At 66.1% G+C, this 15,502-nt stretch carries 18 protein-coding genes and 1 pseudogene; 17 read left to right on the top strand and 2 right to left on the bottom strand.

The annotated features are described in order from the left end of the window. From AAHM41_RS33055 to AAHM41_RS32975, 17 genes and pseudogenes are all read left to right on the top strand, one after another. The coding region (locus AAHM41_RS33055) for a hypothetical protein (protein ID WP_342240886.1) at positions 1 to 191 on the top strand (191 nt) is incomplete at its 5' end. 14 nt (positions 192 to 205) lie between these two features. Next, positions 206 to 1,813, top strand: coding sequence for a 5-guanidino-2-oxopentanoate decarboxylase (locus AAHM41_RS33050; protein WP_342240885.1), 1,608 nt, complete (start codon positions 206 to 208; stop codon positions 1,811 to 1,813). Between the two features lie 556 nt (positions 1,814 to 2,369). Further along, positions 2,370 to 4,874: a type VI secretion system Vgr family protein gene (locus AAHM41_RS33045; RefSeq protein WP_342240884.1), complete on the top strand. Its 2,505-nt coding sequence runs from the start codon at positions 2,370 to 2,372 to the stop codon at positions 4,872 to 4,874. Then, positions 4,871 to 5,893, top strand: coding sequence for a DUF4123 domain-containing protein (locus AAHM41_RS33040; protein WP_342240883.1), 1,023 nt, complete (start codon positions 4,871 to 4,873; stop codon positions 5,891 to 5,893). Before AAHM41_RS33045 ends, AAHM41_RS33040 begins: the two co-directional genes overlap by 4 nt. Continuing rightward, the gene (locus AAHM41_RS33035; protein ID WP_342240882.1) at positions 5,890 to 6,759 is read left to right on the top strand and encodes a hypothetical protein; all 870 of its coding nucleotides are present in this window, start codon (positions 5,890 to 5,892) and stop codon (positions 6,757 to 6,759) included. Before AAHM41_RS33040 ends, AAHM41_RS33035 begins: the two co-directional genes overlap by 4 nt. An 11-nt stretch (positions 6,760 to 6,770) precedes the next feature. After that, entirely contained in the window at positions 6,771 to 7,316 is a 546-nt protein-coding gene (locus tag AAHM41_RS33030; RefSeq protein WP_342240881.1) for an SMI1/KNR4 family protein, read from the top strand. A gap of 13 nt (positions 7,317 to 7,329) precedes the next feature. Further along, positions 7,330 to 8,028 (top strand): hypothetical protein, encoded by a 699-nt coding sequence (locus AAHM41_RS33025; protein ID WP_342240880.1) that lies wholly within the window; start codon positions 7,330 to 7,332, stop codon positions 8,026 to 8,028. Beyond that, complete coding sequence (locus tag AAHM41_RS33020) at positions 8,025 to 8,318, top strand: PAAR domain-containing protein (protein ID WP_342240879.1); 294 nt, start codon at positions 8,025 to 8,027, stop codon at positions 8,316 to 8,318. Before AAHM41_RS33025 ends, AAHM41_RS33020 begins: the two co-directional genes overlap by 4 nt. A gap of 13 nt (positions 8,319 to 8,331) precedes the next feature. Next, positions 8,332 to 9,375, top strand: coding sequence for a DUF4123 domain-containing protein (locus AAHM41_RS33015; protein WP_342240878.1), 1,044 nt, complete (start codon positions 8,332 to 8,334; stop codon positions 9,373 to 9,375). A gap of 5 nt (positions 9,376 to 9,380) precedes the next feature. Further along, the gene (locus AAHM41_RS33010) at positions 9,381 to 10,313 is read left to right on the top strand and encodes a hypothetical protein (RefSeq protein ID WP_342240877.1); all 933 of its coding nucleotides are present in this window, start codon (positions 9,381 to 9,383) and stop codon (positions 10,311 to 10,313) included. Positions 10,314 to 10,322: 9 nt separating this feature from the next. Beyond that, a complete protein-coding gene (locus AAHM41_RS33005; RefSeq protein ID WP_342240876.1) occupies positions 10,323 to 10,904 on the top strand; it encodes an SMI1/KNR4 family protein in 582 nt (193 codons plus the stop codon). A gap of 101 nt (positions 10,905 to 11,005) precedes the next feature. Further along, positions 11,006 to 11,587, top strand: a complete 582-nt coding sequence (locus AAHM41_RS33000) for an SMI1/KNR4 family protein (RefSeq protein WP_342240875.1) — start codon at positions 11,006 to 11,008, stop codon at positions 11,585 to 11,587. A gap of 25 nt (positions 11,588 to 11,612) precedes the next feature. Beyond that, on the top strand, positions 11,613 to 12,302 hold the full coding sequence (locus tag AAHM41_RS32995) for a hypothetical protein (RefSeq protein WP_342240874.1): 690 nt from the start codon (positions 11,613 to 11,615) through the stop codon (positions 12,300 to 12,302). Positions 12,303 to 12,312: 10 nt separating this feature from the next. Next, positions 12,313 to 12,639 (top strand): PAAR domain-containing protein, encoded by a 327-nt coding sequence (locus AAHM41_RS32990; RefSeq protein WP_342240873.1) that lies wholly within the window; start codon positions 12,313 to 12,315, stop codon positions 12,637 to 12,639. Between the two features lie 12 nt (positions 12,640 to 12,651). Beyond that, positions 12,652 to 12,930 (top strand): annotated as a pseudogene (locus AAHM41_RS32985) (contractile injection system protein, VgrG/Pvc8 family); the annotation flags it as partial. Between the two features lie 54 nt (positions 12,931 to 12,984). Next, on the top strand, positions 12,985 to 13,542 hold the full coding sequence (locus tag AAHM41_RS32980; RefSeq protein WP_342240887.1) for an SMI1/KNR4 family protein: 558 nt from the start codon (positions 12,985 to 12,987) through the stop codon (positions 13,540 to 13,542). 151 nt (positions 13,543 to 13,693) lie between these two features. Continuing rightward, positions 13,694 to 13,867, top strand: a complete 174-nt coding sequence (locus AAHM41_RS32975) for a hypothetical protein (protein ID WP_342240872.1) — start codon at positions 13,694 to 13,696, stop codon at positions 13,865 to 13,867. 188 nt (positions 13,868 to 14,055) lie between these two features. Here AAHM41_RS32975 and AAHM41_RS32970 read toward each other — a convergent pair whose 3' ends face one another. Both AAHM41_RS32970 and AAHM41_RS32965 read right to left on the bottom strand, forming a co-directional pair. After that, positions 14,056 to 14,565 carry a hypothetical protein gene (locus AAHM41_RS32970; protein WP_342240871.1) on the bottom strand — a complete coding sequence of 170 codons (510 nt, stop codon included), beginning with the start codon at positions 14,563 to 14,565 and terminating at the stop codon, positions 14,056 to 14,058. A gap of 11 nt (positions 14,566 to 14,576) precedes the next feature. Beyond that, the gene (locus AAHM41_RS32965) at positions 14,577 to 15,452 is read right to left on the bottom strand and encodes a hypothetical protein (protein ID WP_342240870.1); all 876 of its coding nucleotides are present in this window, start codon (positions 15,450 to 15,452) and stop codon (positions 14,577 to 14,579) included. Between the last annotated feature and the right edge of the window lie 50 nt (positions 15,453 to 15,502).

The following is a 15,502-nucleotide window of genomic DNA, read 5'->3' as shown; positions in this document are numbered from 1 at the left end:
CCCCGGAGCACCTGGCCCTTCGGCCCCGCGCCGCCCCCGCGGCGGCGGCGGCCGGCAAGCCCTGGATCATGCCGGCCTGGAGCAACGAGGAGCGCCGGCTGTCCGAGCAGTTGGGCGTCGATTTCATGGTCGTGATCGACGAGTTCGGAGCCCTGAAATGGGCTCTGACCGAAGCGGCCAAACCCGTCTGAACCGAGGCAGCATCATGACCACCGTTCCGTCCTGCGGCACCCAGCTGATGCATCTGCTGCACGCCTACGGCGTCGACACCGTCTTCGGCATGCCGGGGGTGCACACGCTCGAGGCCTATCGCGGCATCGAGGCGGCGGGCATCCGCCATGTCGGCATCCGGCACGAGCAGGGCGCCGGCTTCATGGCCGACGGCTATGCCCGGATCTCCGGCAGGCCGGGCGTGTGCCTTCTGATCTCCGGCCCCGGCGTGACCAATGCCGCCACGCCGATCGGCCAAGCCTATTCCGATTCCCAGCCGATGCTGGTGCTGTCCAGCGTCGCCGCGACCGAGGACCTCGGCATGGGCCGCGGCCGGCTGCACGAGATCACCGACCAGGCACGGGTGACCGAGCCGCTGACCGCCTTCTCGGCCGTGGCGCACAGCCCGGCGCAGCTGCGCGAACTGGTGGCCCGCGCCTTCGCAATCTTCGCCTCGCAGCGGCCGCGCCCGGTCCACATTTCGATCCCGCTCGACGTCCTGAAGATGCCGGATCCGGAAGCGCCGCGGCGCCGGCAAGTCCCTGCCCTGCCCCAGCCCGACCCGGCCGCGGTCGAGGCGGCGGCCGGGCTGCTGCGCGGCGCCCGGCGACCGTTGATCATCGCCGGTGGTGGCGGCATCGGCGCGGCGGCGGAGATCGTCGCCCTGGCTGAGGCGATCGGCGCTGCAGTGGTCCCGACCATCGCCGCCAAGGGGGTGATCCCCGACAGCCATCCCCTGGCGCTGGAGGCGACGCTGGAGCGGCCGCAGACCCAAGCCTTCGTCGAGACCGCCGACGTCGTGCTCGCGATCGGCACCGAGCTGGCCGAGCCGGACCTGTGGCGCGAGGGCCCGCTCGCCCTCGGTGGCCGGCTGATCCGGATCGACCTCGACCCGGCCGCGCTGACCCGCGAGTACGATGTCGACGTGCCGATCCTCGGCGATGCCCGGGCGACGGTCGCGGCGATCCGGGCCGCTCTCGGCCCGACGGAGCCCGGGCGCGGCTTCCACGGCACCGGCGAGATCGCGGCCCAGCGGGCGCGCGAACGGGCGACGCTGACGCCGCTGGAGCGCAAGCATGTCGCGGTGCTGGAGGCGCTGCGCCGGGCCCTGCCGCCCGAGGGCGTGGTTTTCGCCGACATGACCCAGATCGTCTACACCGGCTATTGCTACTATCCCTGCCCGGCGCCGAAGCGGTGGATCTTCCCGGCCGGCTACGGCACGCTCGGCTTCGCCCTGCCGGCCGCGATCGGCGGCCAGATCGCGGCGCCGGGGCAGCCCACCGTGGCCCTGGTCGGGGACGGCGGCTTCCTGTTCACGCTGCAGGAACTCGGCACCGCGGTCGAGCAGAAGCTGCCGCTCGCGGTCGTGCTGTGGAACAACGACAGCCTGGCTCAGATCCGCGACGGCATGACGGCCCGCGGCATCCCGACGATCGGGGTGAATCAACGCAACCCCGACTATCTCAAGCTGGCCGAGGCCTTCGGCTGCCGCACTGCGCGGCCCGAGGGGCTGGCCGCGTTCGAGCGCAGCCTGTCCGAAGCCTTCGCCACCGACGGGCCGACCGTGATCGAGCTGCGTGAGGACGCGCCGTTTCTGCCCTGATAATCCGGCGCCGGGCGGATGTCTCAGCCGCCCGGCCGCCTTGTCTGAGCTATCAGGCAAGCCTGGAGCAATATTCCCGAGCGCAAACGCACCGTCCTGTGGGCAGAGCCTTGCGTCAGATTTCGATATCGAGGGAGTTATAACAAAGGTGGTTGCGGGGACAGGATACCCATACGAGCTCGTTGTTGTAGTCTGAATTGAGCATCGAGAAACTGCTCGCGGCCGAGGTCGGCTGGCTTGGCCGCCCGGGGACCTCTCGATCGGCGCGTAGAGCGTCCAACAATCTCGAAGACCCGCCGACTGCCGGACGACCGGCGTCACAAGGCGGAACGGCGGCAGTGATTCTCTGTCACCAACCCGAGACGCACGCCCGCCGGAGAGAATCGGCTGACCGAATAGGTCGGCTGTCTTCGCCCGGGCGTCACAACGACCGCGATATCCATCTCCGCGCCCGGCGGAATTCCTGATTCCGACTGCGATCCTATCTGCCGGCTTGCCAAAAGGCCCCGATCTGGCGACAAGTTGAGCAGCTTTCGATCCTTTCGGGGCAGTCCTCATGGCAGGTTACGATTACGTCGGTTCGTTGACGCAGGCCGGTCGGCTGCTGACGATCGACACGCCGCTGGGCCAGGACGTCCTGCTCCTCGAGCGGATGCAGGGGCAGGAAGCGCTGTGCGACCTGTTCGAGTTCCGGCTGCAGGTGCGCTCGAAGCGTCAGGACATCGCGCCGGACGAGGTGGTCGGCCTGCCGCTGTCCTGGACCCTGGAGCTGCCCGGCGGCACGCGGCGGAGCTGGTCCGGCGTCGTCGGCTCGATCGAGGCCGGCCATGCGGTCGGCGACGGCATGCGCGCCTACACCGTCACCGCCAGGCCGTGGCTGTGGCTGTTCTCGCACACCTCCGACTGCCGCATCTTCCAGCATAGGACGACGCAGCAGATCCTCGAGACCATCTTCGACGAGGCCGGCATCCGGGACTACGACTTCGGCGCCGTCACCGGGCCGAAGGAGCCCCGCGGCTACTGCGTCCAGTACAACGAGACCGACCTGAACTTCGCCTTCCGCCTGCTGGAGGAGGAAGGGTGGTGCTGGTGGTTCCGCCACGAGCCCGGCCAGGACGGCGGCGCGGGCCACCATGTGCTGGTCGTCGCCGACAATCCGCGTGCCTTCGCCCCGGGTGAGGAGCCGCGGCTGCGCTACACCACGACCAATGTCGACCTGAACGACGTCACGGTCTGGACCCGGCGCTACGCCTTCCAGCCGGGCGCAGTGGCGGAATCGGACTGGAACTTCGAGACGCCGCGGCAGGACCTGACGCGGGCGCAGCCGGCGCTGAACCCGATCAGGACCTCCAAGCCGTTCGAGATGTACCGCTGGGGCGGCCGGTTCCTGGAGAAGGGCCGGGCCGACCACATCACCCGGCGGCGCATGGAGGTGCACGAGGCGGCCTTCGACACGGTCGCGGCCGAGAGCGGCAACCGCCGCGTCGCCCCGGGCCAGGGCTTCACCCTCTACGGTCACCCGATCGCGGCCGAGAACGGCGACTACACCGTGGTCTCGGTCGAGCACGAGGCCAAGGACCCGACCTACGCCCCCGATGCCGCCACCGAAGGGCCGAGCTACGCCAACCGCTTCGCCGCCATGCCGGCGAACAAGCCCTTCGTGCCCGAGCAGAAGACCCCGCACCCGAAGATCGAGGGGGTGCAGACCGCGACCGTGGTCGGCCCGCCGGGCGAGGAGATCTGGATCGACCAGTACGGCCGCATCCAAGTAGCGTTCCACTGGGACCGCTACGCCAAACACCGCGACGGCGACAGCTGCTGGATCCAGGTCTGCCACGCCGTCTCCGGCCCCAATCACGGCCTCCAGGTCAAGCCGCGCATCGGCATGACCGCCTTCATCACCTATGTCGACGGCGATCCGGACAAGCCGCTGTGCATCGGCACCGCGCCGAACCCGGACAACATGGTCTCCTACGCCTTCCCCGACAACAAGACGCGCTCGACCTGGCGCTCGCTGTCGCACCAGGCCCAGGGCTATGTCGGCAACAACGAGATCTCGATGGAGGACGACACCGGCCGGGAGAATCTGTTCCTCCACGCCCAGAAGGACCACACGGTCAAGGTCCGCAACAACCATGTGAAGCGGGTCGACAACGACAAGGTCGAGAGCATCGGCGCCAGCAAGGCCGTCAACGTCGCCGCCAACCACAAGGAGGAGATCGGCGGCTCGATGAACCTGACCGTCGGCGGCGCCGGCGGGGGCGCCCTCGGCCTCTTGTCCAACGTCGCCGGCCTTGCCGGCTCTTCGGCCGGGCTGATCGCCCAGGCGACCTCCATCGCCGAGCGCGGCGGCGCCTTCAAGGGCGGGGGCGGAACCCAGCCGCCGCTGGCCATGAATATCCAGGCCCCGGCCTCGGCCGGTGGCGGTTCGGGCGGAGGGGGCCTCGCCGGCAGCCTGGCCGCCGGCGCCCTGTCCGCCACCCCGGCGCTGATGCAGAGCTTCGCCGGGCTGATCGGTGGCTCGGCGCTCGGCTTCCTCTCCGGCCCCGCCCTCGGCGCGCTCTCCGGGCTGGTCGCCGGCCCCAGCACGCGCCAGGACGCCGGCGCCGCGCTGCAGGCCTCCGGCACCGGCCTAGGCGCCTCGGTCAACCAGCTGTTCTCGCTGCCCGGCATGATGAACACCGTGGTCGGCAGCTTCAAATCCGACACCGTCGGCGTCGCCCGCCACGAACAGATCGGCGTCGCCAAGACCGTCAATGTCGGACAGGCCTATGTCGTCCAGGTCGGCACGGAGCTGCGCACCAAGGTTGGAGAGACCGTCGACCTCGTCTCGGGCCAGAAGATCGTCCATCGCAGCAAGCAGCATTTCACGGCGGCGAAGGAGAAGATCCTGCTGTCGGCACCGGGCGGGTCGATCGAGATCAACGAGACCGGCATCGTCATCAAGGGGCTGAAGGTGGAGATCAAGGGCAACTCGATCGACTTCTCCTCGGGCGGCCCGGGCAAGGGAACCGACCTGGCCTTCAGCGAGGAGTGCCCGGCCCAGAAGCCCAAGCCATGATGCAGGCGGTTCTCGACTTCCTCGAAGCCGAGCGCGCCGCCGCCGGCGACGGGGCCAAGCTCTACGTCGTCGCCGACGGCGGGCGCGGCCGGAACATCCGCACGCTGCTGCAGGGCCTCGCCGAGGAGAGCGCCAGCCTGTACCAGGGCGAGGCCCTCGCGGAATATGGCGACGAGGCACCGTGGCTGGCGACGGCCGGGCCGCATGGCGGCTTGTGGACCTGGCTGGTCGAAGAGGGGCTGGGCCGGCGCTGGGGCGTGTTCCTGGTGTCGCACCGGGACTTCGACACGGTCCGCCGGCATCTGCGCCGCTTCGTGAAGATCCGGACCTGGGAAGACCAGCTGGTCTATTTCCGCTTCTTCGACCCCTTCATCTGGAACAGCCAGGTCGGCTTCCTGTCGGCCGAGCAGCGCCGGCATCTGTTCGACGGCATCGATCGGACGATGACCGAGCTGGGCGACAAGGGCTTCATGCGCCTGCGGCTGGAGGCGGATGACCGCTTCGCCGCCCGCCTCATCGAGCCGAAGCCGGATGGCGGGATCGAGACCACGGACCGGCTGCAGAGCCTGCCCGGTATCGACCTGACAGGCTCCGGCATCCGGCCCTTCCTGACGCTGACGCGCGCGCAGATGGAAGCGCCGCTCCTGTTCAACCGGCCCATGCTGGTCGAGCATGTGCTCGATCACCTGCGGCCGGATCACGGCCAGCGCATGTCCTTCTTTCCCGAAGGGGCGCTGCGCTCGATGGTCAATCGCGGCGTCGAGCTGGCGTTCTCCTACGGCATCTCCGATCTGGCACACATCCGGCTGTTCTGCGACCTGATGTGGCGCATGGCGCCCGGCTTCCACCGGCAGCAGCAGATCACCGCCGTGCTGCGGCGCACCGATCTGCCGGCCGAGCGGCGCTTCGACATCCTGGCGGACGACCGCTATGCCGATGCCTGGGTCGAGGCCGAGGAGCTGCGCGACTTCAAGGACTGGTTCCCCGACCTGCCACGCCCGCAGGGGACGACGCCATGAGCCAGGAATTCAACCGCCTGGGCCAGCAGGAGCTCAAGAACGACATCTGGAGCAAGGCCAAGGAGATCGCGGTCCAGAATCCGGAGATCATCACCGATGTGACCGGCATCTTCGACCCGACGCCGGTCTCCGACGGTATCTCCACCGCTGCCGCCTTGTGGAAGGGTGACTGGATCGGCGCCGGCCTGTCCGCCGTCTCGATGTTTCCCTATCTCGGCGACGCCATCGGCAAGACCGGAAAATTCGCCCGCTATGGCGCCAAAGGCGAGAAGATCGCCGATCTGGTCGGCGGCCTGATGGCCAAAGCGCTGAAGGGCGGCGACGCGCAACGCCAGTTCCTGCAATGGCTGTCGCCGCAGAAGGTCGACGAGCTGCGCAAGCAGGCCATGGCGAAGGTCCGCGAAGCCATGCTGAAGGCCCGCAAGAAGGTGCCCAACTGCAAGGAATGCGAGGAGTTCAAGGGCAAGCTGCAGATGCCCAAGAAAGGCGAGAAGGGCAAGTGGAATACGCCGGACGGCGAGGCCCCGACAAGCGGGAGCGGCAAATTCGAGTTCAACGAGCCGGTGAAGCTGCCGGACGGCAGGACGGTCGATCATATCGAGTACCGCGATGGCTTTCCCGTCTTCGACAACTATGTCGAAGGACAGAAGCACACGCTGGATGTCGTCACGGGGAACGTGGACAAGGACCTGTCCCAACTGAAGCGGCAATACCCGGGCACGGACGTACCGGACCTCGATGACTACGTCCTGCACCATTTCGAAGACGGGCAGGTCGGGTTCGTCCCGAGGGCGGTGCATGATAAGGCGGACACCGGCGTGGCGCATGCCGGCGGCAACTCGATCATCAACTCGGACCTGTTTTGAGGAGCACGACAATGGACCTGGCGAGCATCAATCCTCGTCTGGCGGCGGTCGCCGCAGCGCAGCCCAACGCCAGGCAGGCTGCCGACGCGATAGCGACTCTGGAAGCGCAGATCGGGCTTCCCCTGCCGGCCGAATATACGGATTTCCTCAAAGATTACGGCGCGCTGAAGATCCAGAACACCGATCTCGGCTGGTTTGTCGTGACCTTTCTGGCGGGCGACCAGAAAGTCGTGCAACCTGGATACTTCGGCGGCTTTAGCAACACAGAGCGGATCGCGGACCGGTACAAGAAGTTCATCGACCCGTCCAAGCATGAAGACGGCGTCGGGACTCTGATTCCGCAGACCATGATCCCGATCGGCGTCAATGCCGGAACGGATTACGTCCTTCTGGATCTCTCCGCCGACCGCTCGGGCTGGGTCTGGCAGTGGCCGGAGCAGTACGCCACCTGGGGCACGGAGGAGAACAACCGGATGGGCCTGATCGCCCGCAGCTTCACCGAATTCCTCGCCGGCATCGGGACCGAGGACGAGGTCGAAGCGGCGCTTCGACGCTGACCGGGGAGATCCCGTGTTCCTCGATCCGGCCAGGCTGGTGCCCGCCATTCGGCGCGACGCGGAGCTGATCGCCTCGACCTCCTTCGAGGCGTGGCCCGAGGCCGCGCAGACGGCGGCGCTCGCCCGCCCCCTCGCCGCGCTGCGGCTGCCGCCCGCCGATCTGGAGCGGGTTCTCCGGCACAACCGGTCGTACCGGACGCGCCACCGCATCGCCGCCGCCCCGGCGATCGACGACCTTGCCGCGTGCCTGGCCGCCATCGCCCCCGCAACGCCGCTCTTCCCGAAGCTCGGGCCGCTGAGCTGGAAGGAGGCGCCCTGGCTGGCCTGTCTCGACGGATCGGCGGCCGCGCTGTGGAGCGGCATCCTGCTGCGCTCGGCGACCGACCGCATGGCGCTGGTGCTGGAGGCTTGGCTGGTGCTGGAGCAGCCGGCCTTGCTGCATCTTTTCCCCCATCTCGATCTCGCCGATGCCGCGGAAATCCGCTTCGCCGTTCAAGGTGGAGCGATCCGGACGGTCCGGCGCCGAGACGGCGGGGACCGCCCGGCTGCCCCCGGCGATTCGGGAGCATTCGAGTTCGTCCGATCGCTGGTCGCCCGAACGTCGTTCGACCGGGTCTTCATCGACGTGATCGATCGCGGGGCGAACGACCTCCGCATCGTCGACATCAACCCCATTCTCGACACCCGCCAGGATTTCGGGAGGGCCGCATGACCGGACGACCGATCGCAACCATCGGCCACCACCACATCTGCCCGGCCGCCGAAGGGTCGAAGCCGCATGTCGGCGGCCCGATCGCGCAGCCGCAGCAGAGCTTCGTGCGGTTCAACGGCGTCCCGATCGCGGTGCGCGGCGACAAATGCATCTGCATCGGCCCCCCGGACACCATCACCGGAGGGTCCGGTCTCGTCCGCATCAACGGCAAGGCCGTGGCCAGGATCGACGATGCGACCGCGCATGGCGGCCGCATCGTCCAGGGCGTGTCCTCTATCAAGGCCGAGTAGGAAGGCCGCCGCCATGATGAAGCAGGCGGTCCTCGACTTCCTCGAAACCGAGCGCACCGCCTTGGGCGACGACGCCCGGCTCTATGTCGTCGCCGACTGCAGCCGCGACCGGACCATCCGAACGCTGCTGCAGGCCCTGGGCGAAGAGAGCGCCAGCCTGTACCAGGGCGAGGCGCTGGCAGAATATGGCGACGAATCGCCCTGGCTGGCGACGGCCGGGCCGCATTCCGAGCTGTGGACCTGGCTGGTCGAGGAAGGGCTGGGCCAGCGCTGGGGCGTGTTCATCGTCTCGACGCTGTCCTTTCCGGCGCTGCGGTCCCATCTGCGGAAATTCGTCAAGGTCCAGACCACCGACGGGGCGTCGCTGTTCTTTCGTTTCTTCGATCCCCAGGTGCTCTCTGGCCAGATCCGCGTGTTCTCCAAGGAGCAGCGCGAACGCTTCTACGCCGGCATCGCGACCATCGGCTTCGAGATCAGGGACGAGGCCTTCCTGGCGGCCAGCCTAGTGCCCGATGGGCGCCTGCATTGGCGCAGCGTGACGGGATCCGACGATCAGGCGATGGCCCTCAGCAAGGAGGGCTACGCCACCCTTCCCGACGTCAATCTGGCGGGGTCTGCGGCGCGGCCGGTCTTCGTGTTCACGCGCGAGCAGATGGAGTTGCCGGTCCTGCTCAACCGGCCGCTGCTGATCGAGTATCTGATCGACTATCTGGAGGACGATTTCCGGGCCCGGATGAACCTCTATCCGAAGGGCTATCTGCACCTGATGATCGCCCACAGCGCCCAGCTCGCCATCGAGACCTTCAGGATCCGCGACCTGGCGCATATCAAGCTTTTCGCCGGCCTGATGTGGCGCATCGCCCCCGGCTTTCACAAGGAGCCGCAGATCAACGCCGTCCTGCGGCGGACGGATGTGCCGGCCCGCGACCGCTTCGACCGCATCCTGCAGCCGGACTTCGCCGACGCCTGGGCGCGGGCGACCGATCTGCGGGGGTTCCGCCACTGGCTGCCCTTCGAGGAGGCCGGCCTCACGGACCAGGATTTCGACGAGGAATAGCGCCCGTGGAGGAATTTCAGAAGAGTTTCAACAGCAGCTTGTCCGCGGAACTCAAGAAGTTCGCCGCAGAGAATTGGAAGATTCTGCCGGATATTACGGGTCTTGTTGATCCGTCGCCTGCCTCCAACATCGCATCCGGCTTGATTGGCCTGGGGGGATTCGGGGTCGCTCTATGGAATCTCGATCTCGGTGGTATGGGCGAGTCGGCCGTCGATGTCGCCGGTGCGGCCGCGTCGTATATTCCGGGCGTCGACATCGCGCATCTGATGCGGAAGCTGCACAACCTCGGCCCGGCCGGCGCCAGGGCCGCCAGGCTGGTGGAGAAAGTCGGCTCCAGTTTCGACAATATCGCCGACGGCCAAGCCCAATTCACGGAGTACATGGGCCGGGAGGCGATGATCAAGGCCCGCGCCGACGCCCTGAAGAAGGCCCAGGAAGAGGCCATGAAGGCCCGCAAGGGGCATCCGAACTGCAAGGAGTGCAGGGAGGATATGAAGGGCAAGATGCAGTTGCCGCAGAATGGGGGCACCTGGAAGGATGCGAACGGAAGACCGCTGAAAGAAGCCCCGGCGGATGGGTCGGGGACCTTCACATTCGACCAGCCGCAGCCCTTGCCCGACGGCATGAAGGGACCGGACGGGAAAACGACCGTCGACAGCATCAGCTTCAAGGGCGGGGAGCCGGATTTCAGTGCCTATACCTATCCTGGCGGTCGCCATCAGTTGGATTCGATGACAGGATCGACGAAGCAGGACGGCCCCGCGCTGAACAGAATCATGCAGGAGAATCGTGTTGATCCTCCGGACCCGGATAAATGGGTTGCGCATCACTTTAATGATGGCTCTGTGGGATACGTCCCTAAAACGATCCACGACAGGGCGCTTGGTGGTGCCAGCCATACCGGGGGCAATTCTCTACTGAATTCCCCGGTCTTTTAGGAGATACTAATGGCTTTCGATCTGAAAACTGTCAACCCGCGCTTGGTCGAGGTTTGGGAACACACGCGCACACGCTGGCCGGATAAGGTGCAGCCGGATACCCGACCGCTGGAAGAGATAGAAGAAGATTGTGGCGCGAAGTTTCCTTCGGATTATTGGGATTTTTTAAAATCATACGGATCTATATCCCTTAGTCTGGGGGAGATAAAAGCGTGCGTAGTGCAATATTCCATAGGAGGATCAATAAAAAGAGATTGGCAGTGGGTTCTTGGCATTTCATCATCAATTTTTGTGCATGATAATTACATGATGTTATCCCGTCCGCATATGCACTATGCTAATGTTGGACCACGAATTCCCCCAAAGACGGTACCTATTGGGGTTTCTTATAGTGGAGAGGAAGCATACCTCCTGGATCTGTCTAACGAAAAGTACGGCAGAATTTGGTATAAGGGAGAAGGAACGTCTGCCACCTGGGGCACCGAGGGCAACACAATTCTTGGCTTCGTTGCGCCGAGCTTCACCGCGTTCGTCGCCGGGCTGATGACCCAGGACGAGGCCGAGCACAAGCTCGCTGAGGAAAATCGTTAGACGCCCAGTCTGGAGGATACCCTCTGGTTTCGATCCGGCATCATCAGCTGAAGCCACCGGAGCAGCTTGCCGTTGAATTCCCGCCATCTGAAAGAGGACCCATGACCTTTGATCTGAACACCGTTAACCCGCGGCTGGTCGAGGTGTGGGAGCGCACGCGCAAGAAATGGCCGGACAAGGTTCAGCCAGATATTCGGCCATTGAAGGAGATTGAGAAGGATTGTGGGAAGGATCTTCCAGAAGACTATATGGATTTTGTGAGCTCCTATGGATATATAGATCTTGAACTCGGAGAATTCAATGTGTGCATCATTAAATATTCCGTTGGTCGATCAATTAAAAGGGATTGGGCCTGGGCTCTCGATGTTTCCACCTCCAGCTTTGCGCTCAATCGATATATGTTTCTATCGCGACCGCATATGCACTATTCACACGTTGGGCCGAGAATTCCTCCCAAGACCGTTCCTATTGGAACTTCATCGGGCGGAGATGATTACTATCTGATGGATCTCTCCGAGGAGAAATACGGTAGGATCTGGTTCAATGGAGGCAATACGGTCGCCACCTGGGGCACTGAGGGCAACACGATCCTGGGCTTCGTCGCGCCGAGCTTCACCGCGTTTCTTGCCGGGTTGATGACCAAGGACGAGGCCGAGCGCAAGCTCGCCCAGGAAAGCCGGTGAGCCCTCCGACATGGCGGCGTGACCGGTGAGGCTCGACTTCGCCGCCGCCATCCAACGCATCGAAACCTGCGCCGACCGAGTCATCGGGACCTCATTTGAGCATTGGCCCGAGGACCTCGCCGACCATGCCCTGGCCCGTCCCCTCGCGTCGCTGTGGATCACGCCCCGCGACCTCGAGGCCGTCCTGTCACACAACCCGCTTTATCGCCGGTTCCGGGGTTGGAGCGTCGAACGCGACATCTCGCATCTGCCCAGGATCGGGACAGAGACGATCGACGGAGACCGCAGCCTGTTCCTGAAGCTGGGCCCGTGCAGCTGGCACGAGCGGTGGGGGCTCGGGGTCGGGTCGTGGGGGGCGCTGGCGGCACACGGCTTCGGCACGGCGCTGAGAAACGTGACCGATCGCATGGCCGTCATCCTCCATGCCTTCGTCACGCGGGGGGAAGGGACGTATCTCCACCTCTTCCCCTTCATCGATCTCTCAACGGCCCGCGAGTACCGGGTGCTGGTGCGAAACGACGTCGTCCGGCTTGAGCACGTCAAGCACCAGGAGCAGCCGGCGGACGCGGCGGGCCGCCCGGAAAGCGACAGCCGGATTGTCGAGACGGCCCGCTGGTTGGTCTCAACATATCGCCTCAGGAACTGTTTGCTCGATCTGGCGAGCACCGGGCGCGAGCAAGAGATTCGTATCATTGAGATCAACCCGGTTGTATGAGCGTATTTGCTTGTCCGCCGAACGGGAAAGGGGTTCGCCAATGTCGGGACGACCGATCGCGCTCGTCGGCCATCACCACATCTGCCCGGCGGCTGAGCCTGGCCCGAAGCCGCATGTCGGCGGTCCGATTGTGCAGCCGCAGCAGAGTTTCGTGCGGTTTAACGGCGTCCCGGTCGCCGTGCGCGGCGACAAATGCACCTGCATCGGCCCGTTCGACACCATCACCGGGGGTTCCGGCCTTGTCCGCATCAACGGCAGGCCAGTGGCCAGGATCGACGACGTGACCGCGCATGGCGGCCGCATCGTCCAGGGCGTGCCGTCGATCAAGGCCGACTGAACGGACTGGAACTTCGAGATGCCGCGGCAGGACCGGACCCGGGCGCAGCCGACGGTCAACCCGATCAAGACCTCGAAGCCGTTCGAGATGTACCGCTGGGGCGGCCGGTTCCTGGAGAAGGGCCGGGCCGACCACATCACCCGGCGGCGCATGGAGGTGCATGAGGCGGCCTTCGACACGGTCGCGGCCGAGAGCGGCAACCGCCGCGTCGCCCCGGGCCAGGGCTTCACCCTCTACGGCCACCCGATCGCGGCCGAGAACGGCGACTATATCGTGGTCTCGGTCGACCACGAGGCCAAGGATCCGACCTACGCCCCCGATGGAATTCTGAGAAAGGGGATCCTCATGGAGATGCTCATCAGGCCGGCTCAGCAGGGATCGCAGAGACGCACCTGGACTGACGTTCCCGATGCCGCCCCGCTTGTTCAGGCATGGGAGAATAGGAACAATATTTCTATTCCGCCCGACTATCGGCGGTTCATCACAAAATACAATGGCGGCCGCGTTTATCCTCCCATGTTCAGATACACCGTGCCGCTTGATAAATACCCATCAACCGAACCAGTCACATATCTTGACCCTCTATATGACTGGAATTACATCGAAGAAATTTGGAATGGAGGCGTATTTAATGGCCGAAACCCGCCGCAGATGCTGATGATCGGCTCGGATCCTGGCGGGCTGGAAATTCTATTGTCACTTAGAGAGGAAGATTACGGCAAGATCTATACGTGGCTGCATTCGCTTTCGGGATGGGGCGAGGAAGGCAATGATGCCATTTATCTCCAGGCGAGCTCATTTCATGAGTTCATGGACAGTCTGTATGACAATGAAGCAAGGGATGGCTATGCCTATTGGTACCGTCCCGGCCTGGCACATTTGGAGCGGAAGCTGGAATTCTGAGAATCGGTGTTTTTGGCGGTCTGGCAGAAAGCAACTGATCCGATAGCACAAGGCTAGAATCGGCATGGCTTTTCCGTCTCTCATCGCTCAGACCTTCATCGAGAATTGGCCCGCCGAAGTCGCCGAGCTTTCGTTTAGGCGAGAGAAGATTATGCTGTCCGCCGAGGACACGATCGCCCTCGGTGCCTGTACGCCGCAATTCCGCAAGGCGATGAAAGCCTATGGCAGCGGCCACCCGATCGCGGCCGAGAACGGCGACTACACCGTGGTCTCGGTCGAGCACGAGGCCAAGGACCCGCGGAGAGCGGGTGGTCCTGGATACTGAAATAGCGAGGATCTTGTCGAGCATACAATATGCCGGCGAGGCCGCTTGCGATCACCCATGGTGGAATCCCGACCGGTCCGGAGGCCGCGGGCGACGCCCGGCCATCCGCCTGCCCCGCCGGTTCGACAGGCGATGGATCAGACATGGCCTCCACCACCCGGCGTGACGTCGCCCGGCCCCGCTCACCCTCACGCCGCCGCGCGGTCCTCCTCGCGCAGCGTCACCGCGATCACCGCGAGCGCGGCCAGCAGACGGGCGCCGGCCGGCCGCGACTCGGCCGAATCGGCCGGGCTCCGTCCCGGACGGCCGCCGCTCAGGGCGACGGACCGGATCTCCGCTCCATCGATACCGGGGATCAGCCGCGCCAGGGCGGCGTCGAACAGGCGCGACGGCCGCAGCGCCCCGCCGCCCTCCTCCGCCCCGGCCAGCCGGTTGCGGGCGATGCGGCAGGCCTGGGCCGCCAGCGCCTCGTCCTGCGCCGGCGCGGCCGAACCGGCAGGCCGCCAGGCCAGCCGGCTGCGAAAGCCGGGCAGCGACGGCCCGAGTTCGGAGACGGCCCATTCCAGCAGCATGGCCTGGCGCTGGCGCCGCAGCGTCTCCGCCGCCGCGCCGGCGGCCTCGGCCGCGGAGCGGGAGGATGACCCGTCGAGCTCGCGCAGGACCTCTCGGACCAGTTCGATCATCTGATCAGCGCGCATGATCTTCACCCTCAACTGATGGGGATGGCAGGTGCCGGGGCGGGGCTCGGCGCCGCCGGTGCCGGAATCGGGTTCGGCGCGGCAACCGGGGGGTCCTGGGGCAGCGGCCGCGACGCCCGGATCCGGCCCGGATCGACATCCGGCGACAGCCCGATGACAGGCGCTGGCGCCGGACTCAACGCCGCCGGCGCCGGAATCGGGTTCGGCGCCGCCGGCACGGCAATCGGGTTCGGCGCGGCGGCCGGGGGCTCCTGCACCAGCGGTCGCGACGCCCGGATCCGGCTCATGTCGACAACCGGGGACAGGCCCGCGCGTGCCTGCTCCTGGGACAGCCCCGCGCGTGCCGGCTCCACGGGCGGCAGCCCCACGCGCGCCTGCAGCGTCGGCGCCGCCACCGGCTCGCCCTCGCCGATGGTGTGGACCAGGCCGGAGACCGAGACGATCAGGCCGCTCAGATCGTTGATGGCCGAAGCCTGCTCGGGCACCGTGGCGGCGTTCCGGCTGGTCGACACGCGGGTCCGGCCGAGGGCCAGGCTGACCTGGCGTTCGGCCTTCTGCAACTCGGCGTACTGGTCCGGATTCACCCGGCGGCCGCCCTGGTCGTCCAGGTTGGACCTGGCCTCGACGATCTGCTGCTTCAGCTGCGTCAGCCGCTGCCGCATGGTCTCGACCGTGCGGTCGAGCGTGAGGCGCGAGGTTTCCGTCTTGCGGGCCAGGGCCTCGGCCGACAGGGGCACCGCCTCGGCGACCTGCGGCGACGCCGGCGCCGCGGGTTCCGGCCCCTTGGCGTAGCCCGGGAACGCCTTCTGGTCGGGGATCTCCTGGCCGCAGGCCGCCGCCAGCAGGGACAGCGCCAAGGCGGCGACCGGAGGCTTGATCGACATCATCGGCATCACCTTTCGCGAATGGGGAACGGGGCGGGGGGCCCCGGGGGGCC

It is taken from the genome of Inquilinus sp. OTU3971 (assembly GCF_038440215.1).
The sequence above is the reverse complement of the archived record's forward strand: the minus strand, read 5'-3'. Positions and strand labels throughout refer to the sequence as shown.

What these genes read in the sequence shown, in the direction of transcription:
- AAHM41_RS33015 (WP_342240878.1), top strand. Translation starts at nt 8,332, where the DNA reads ATGATGAAGCAGGCGGTCCTCGACTTCCTCGAAACCGAGCGCACCGCC.
- AAHM41_RS33000 (WP_342240875.1), top strand. Translation starts at nt 11,006, where the DNA reads ATGACCTTTGATCTGAACACCGTTAACCCGCGGCTGGTCGAGGTGTGG.
- AAHM41_RS33050 (WP_342240885.1), top strand. Translation starts at nt 206, where the DNA reads ATGACCACCGTTCCGTCCTGCGGCACCCAGCTGATGCATCTGCTGCAC.
- AAHM41_RS32975 (WP_342240872.1), top strand. Translation starts at nt 13,694, where the DNA reads ATGCTGTCCGCCGAGGACACGATCGCCCTCGGTGCCTGTACGCCGCAA.
- AAHM41_RS33045 (WP_342240884.1), top strand. Translation starts at nt 2,370, where the DNA reads ATGGCAGGTTACGATTACGTCGGTTCGTTGACGCAGGCCGGTCGGCTG.
- AAHM41_RS33040 (WP_342240883.1), top strand. Translation starts at nt 4,871, where the DNA reads ATGATGCAGGCGGTTCTCGACTTCCTCGAAGCCGAGCGCGCCGCCGCC.
- AAHM41_RS33030 (WP_342240881.1), top strand. Translation starts at nt 6,771, where the DNA reads ATGGACCTGGCGAGCATCAATCCTCGTCTGGCGGCGGTCGCCGCAGCG.
- AAHM41_RS33020 (WP_342240879.1), top strand. Translation starts at nt 8,025, where the DNA reads ATGACCGGACGACCGATCGCAACCATCGGCCACCACCACATCTGCCCG.
- AAHM41_RS32970 (WP_342240871.1), bottom strand. Translation starts at nt 14,565, where the DNA reads ATGCGCGCTGATCAGATGATCGAACTGGTCCGAGAGGTCCTGCGCGAG.
- AAHM41_RS33035 (WP_342240882.1), top strand. Translation starts at nt 5,890, where the DNA reads ATGAGCCAGGAATTCAACCGCCTGGGCCAGCAGGAGCTCAAGAACGAC.
- AAHM41_RS32965 (WP_342240870.1), bottom strand. Translation starts at nt 15,452, where the DNA reads ATGATGTCGATCAAGCCTCCGGTCGCCGCCTTGGCGCTGTCCCTGCTG.
- AAHM41_RS33005 (WP_342240876.1), top strand. Translation starts at nt 10,323, where the DNA reads ATGGCTTTCGATCTGAAAACTGTCAACCCGCGCTTGGTCGAGGTTTGG.
- AAHM41_RS32980 (WP_342240887.1), top strand. Translation starts at nt 12,985, where the DNA reads ATGGAGATGCTCATCAGGCCGGCTCAGCAGGGATCGCAGAGACGCACC.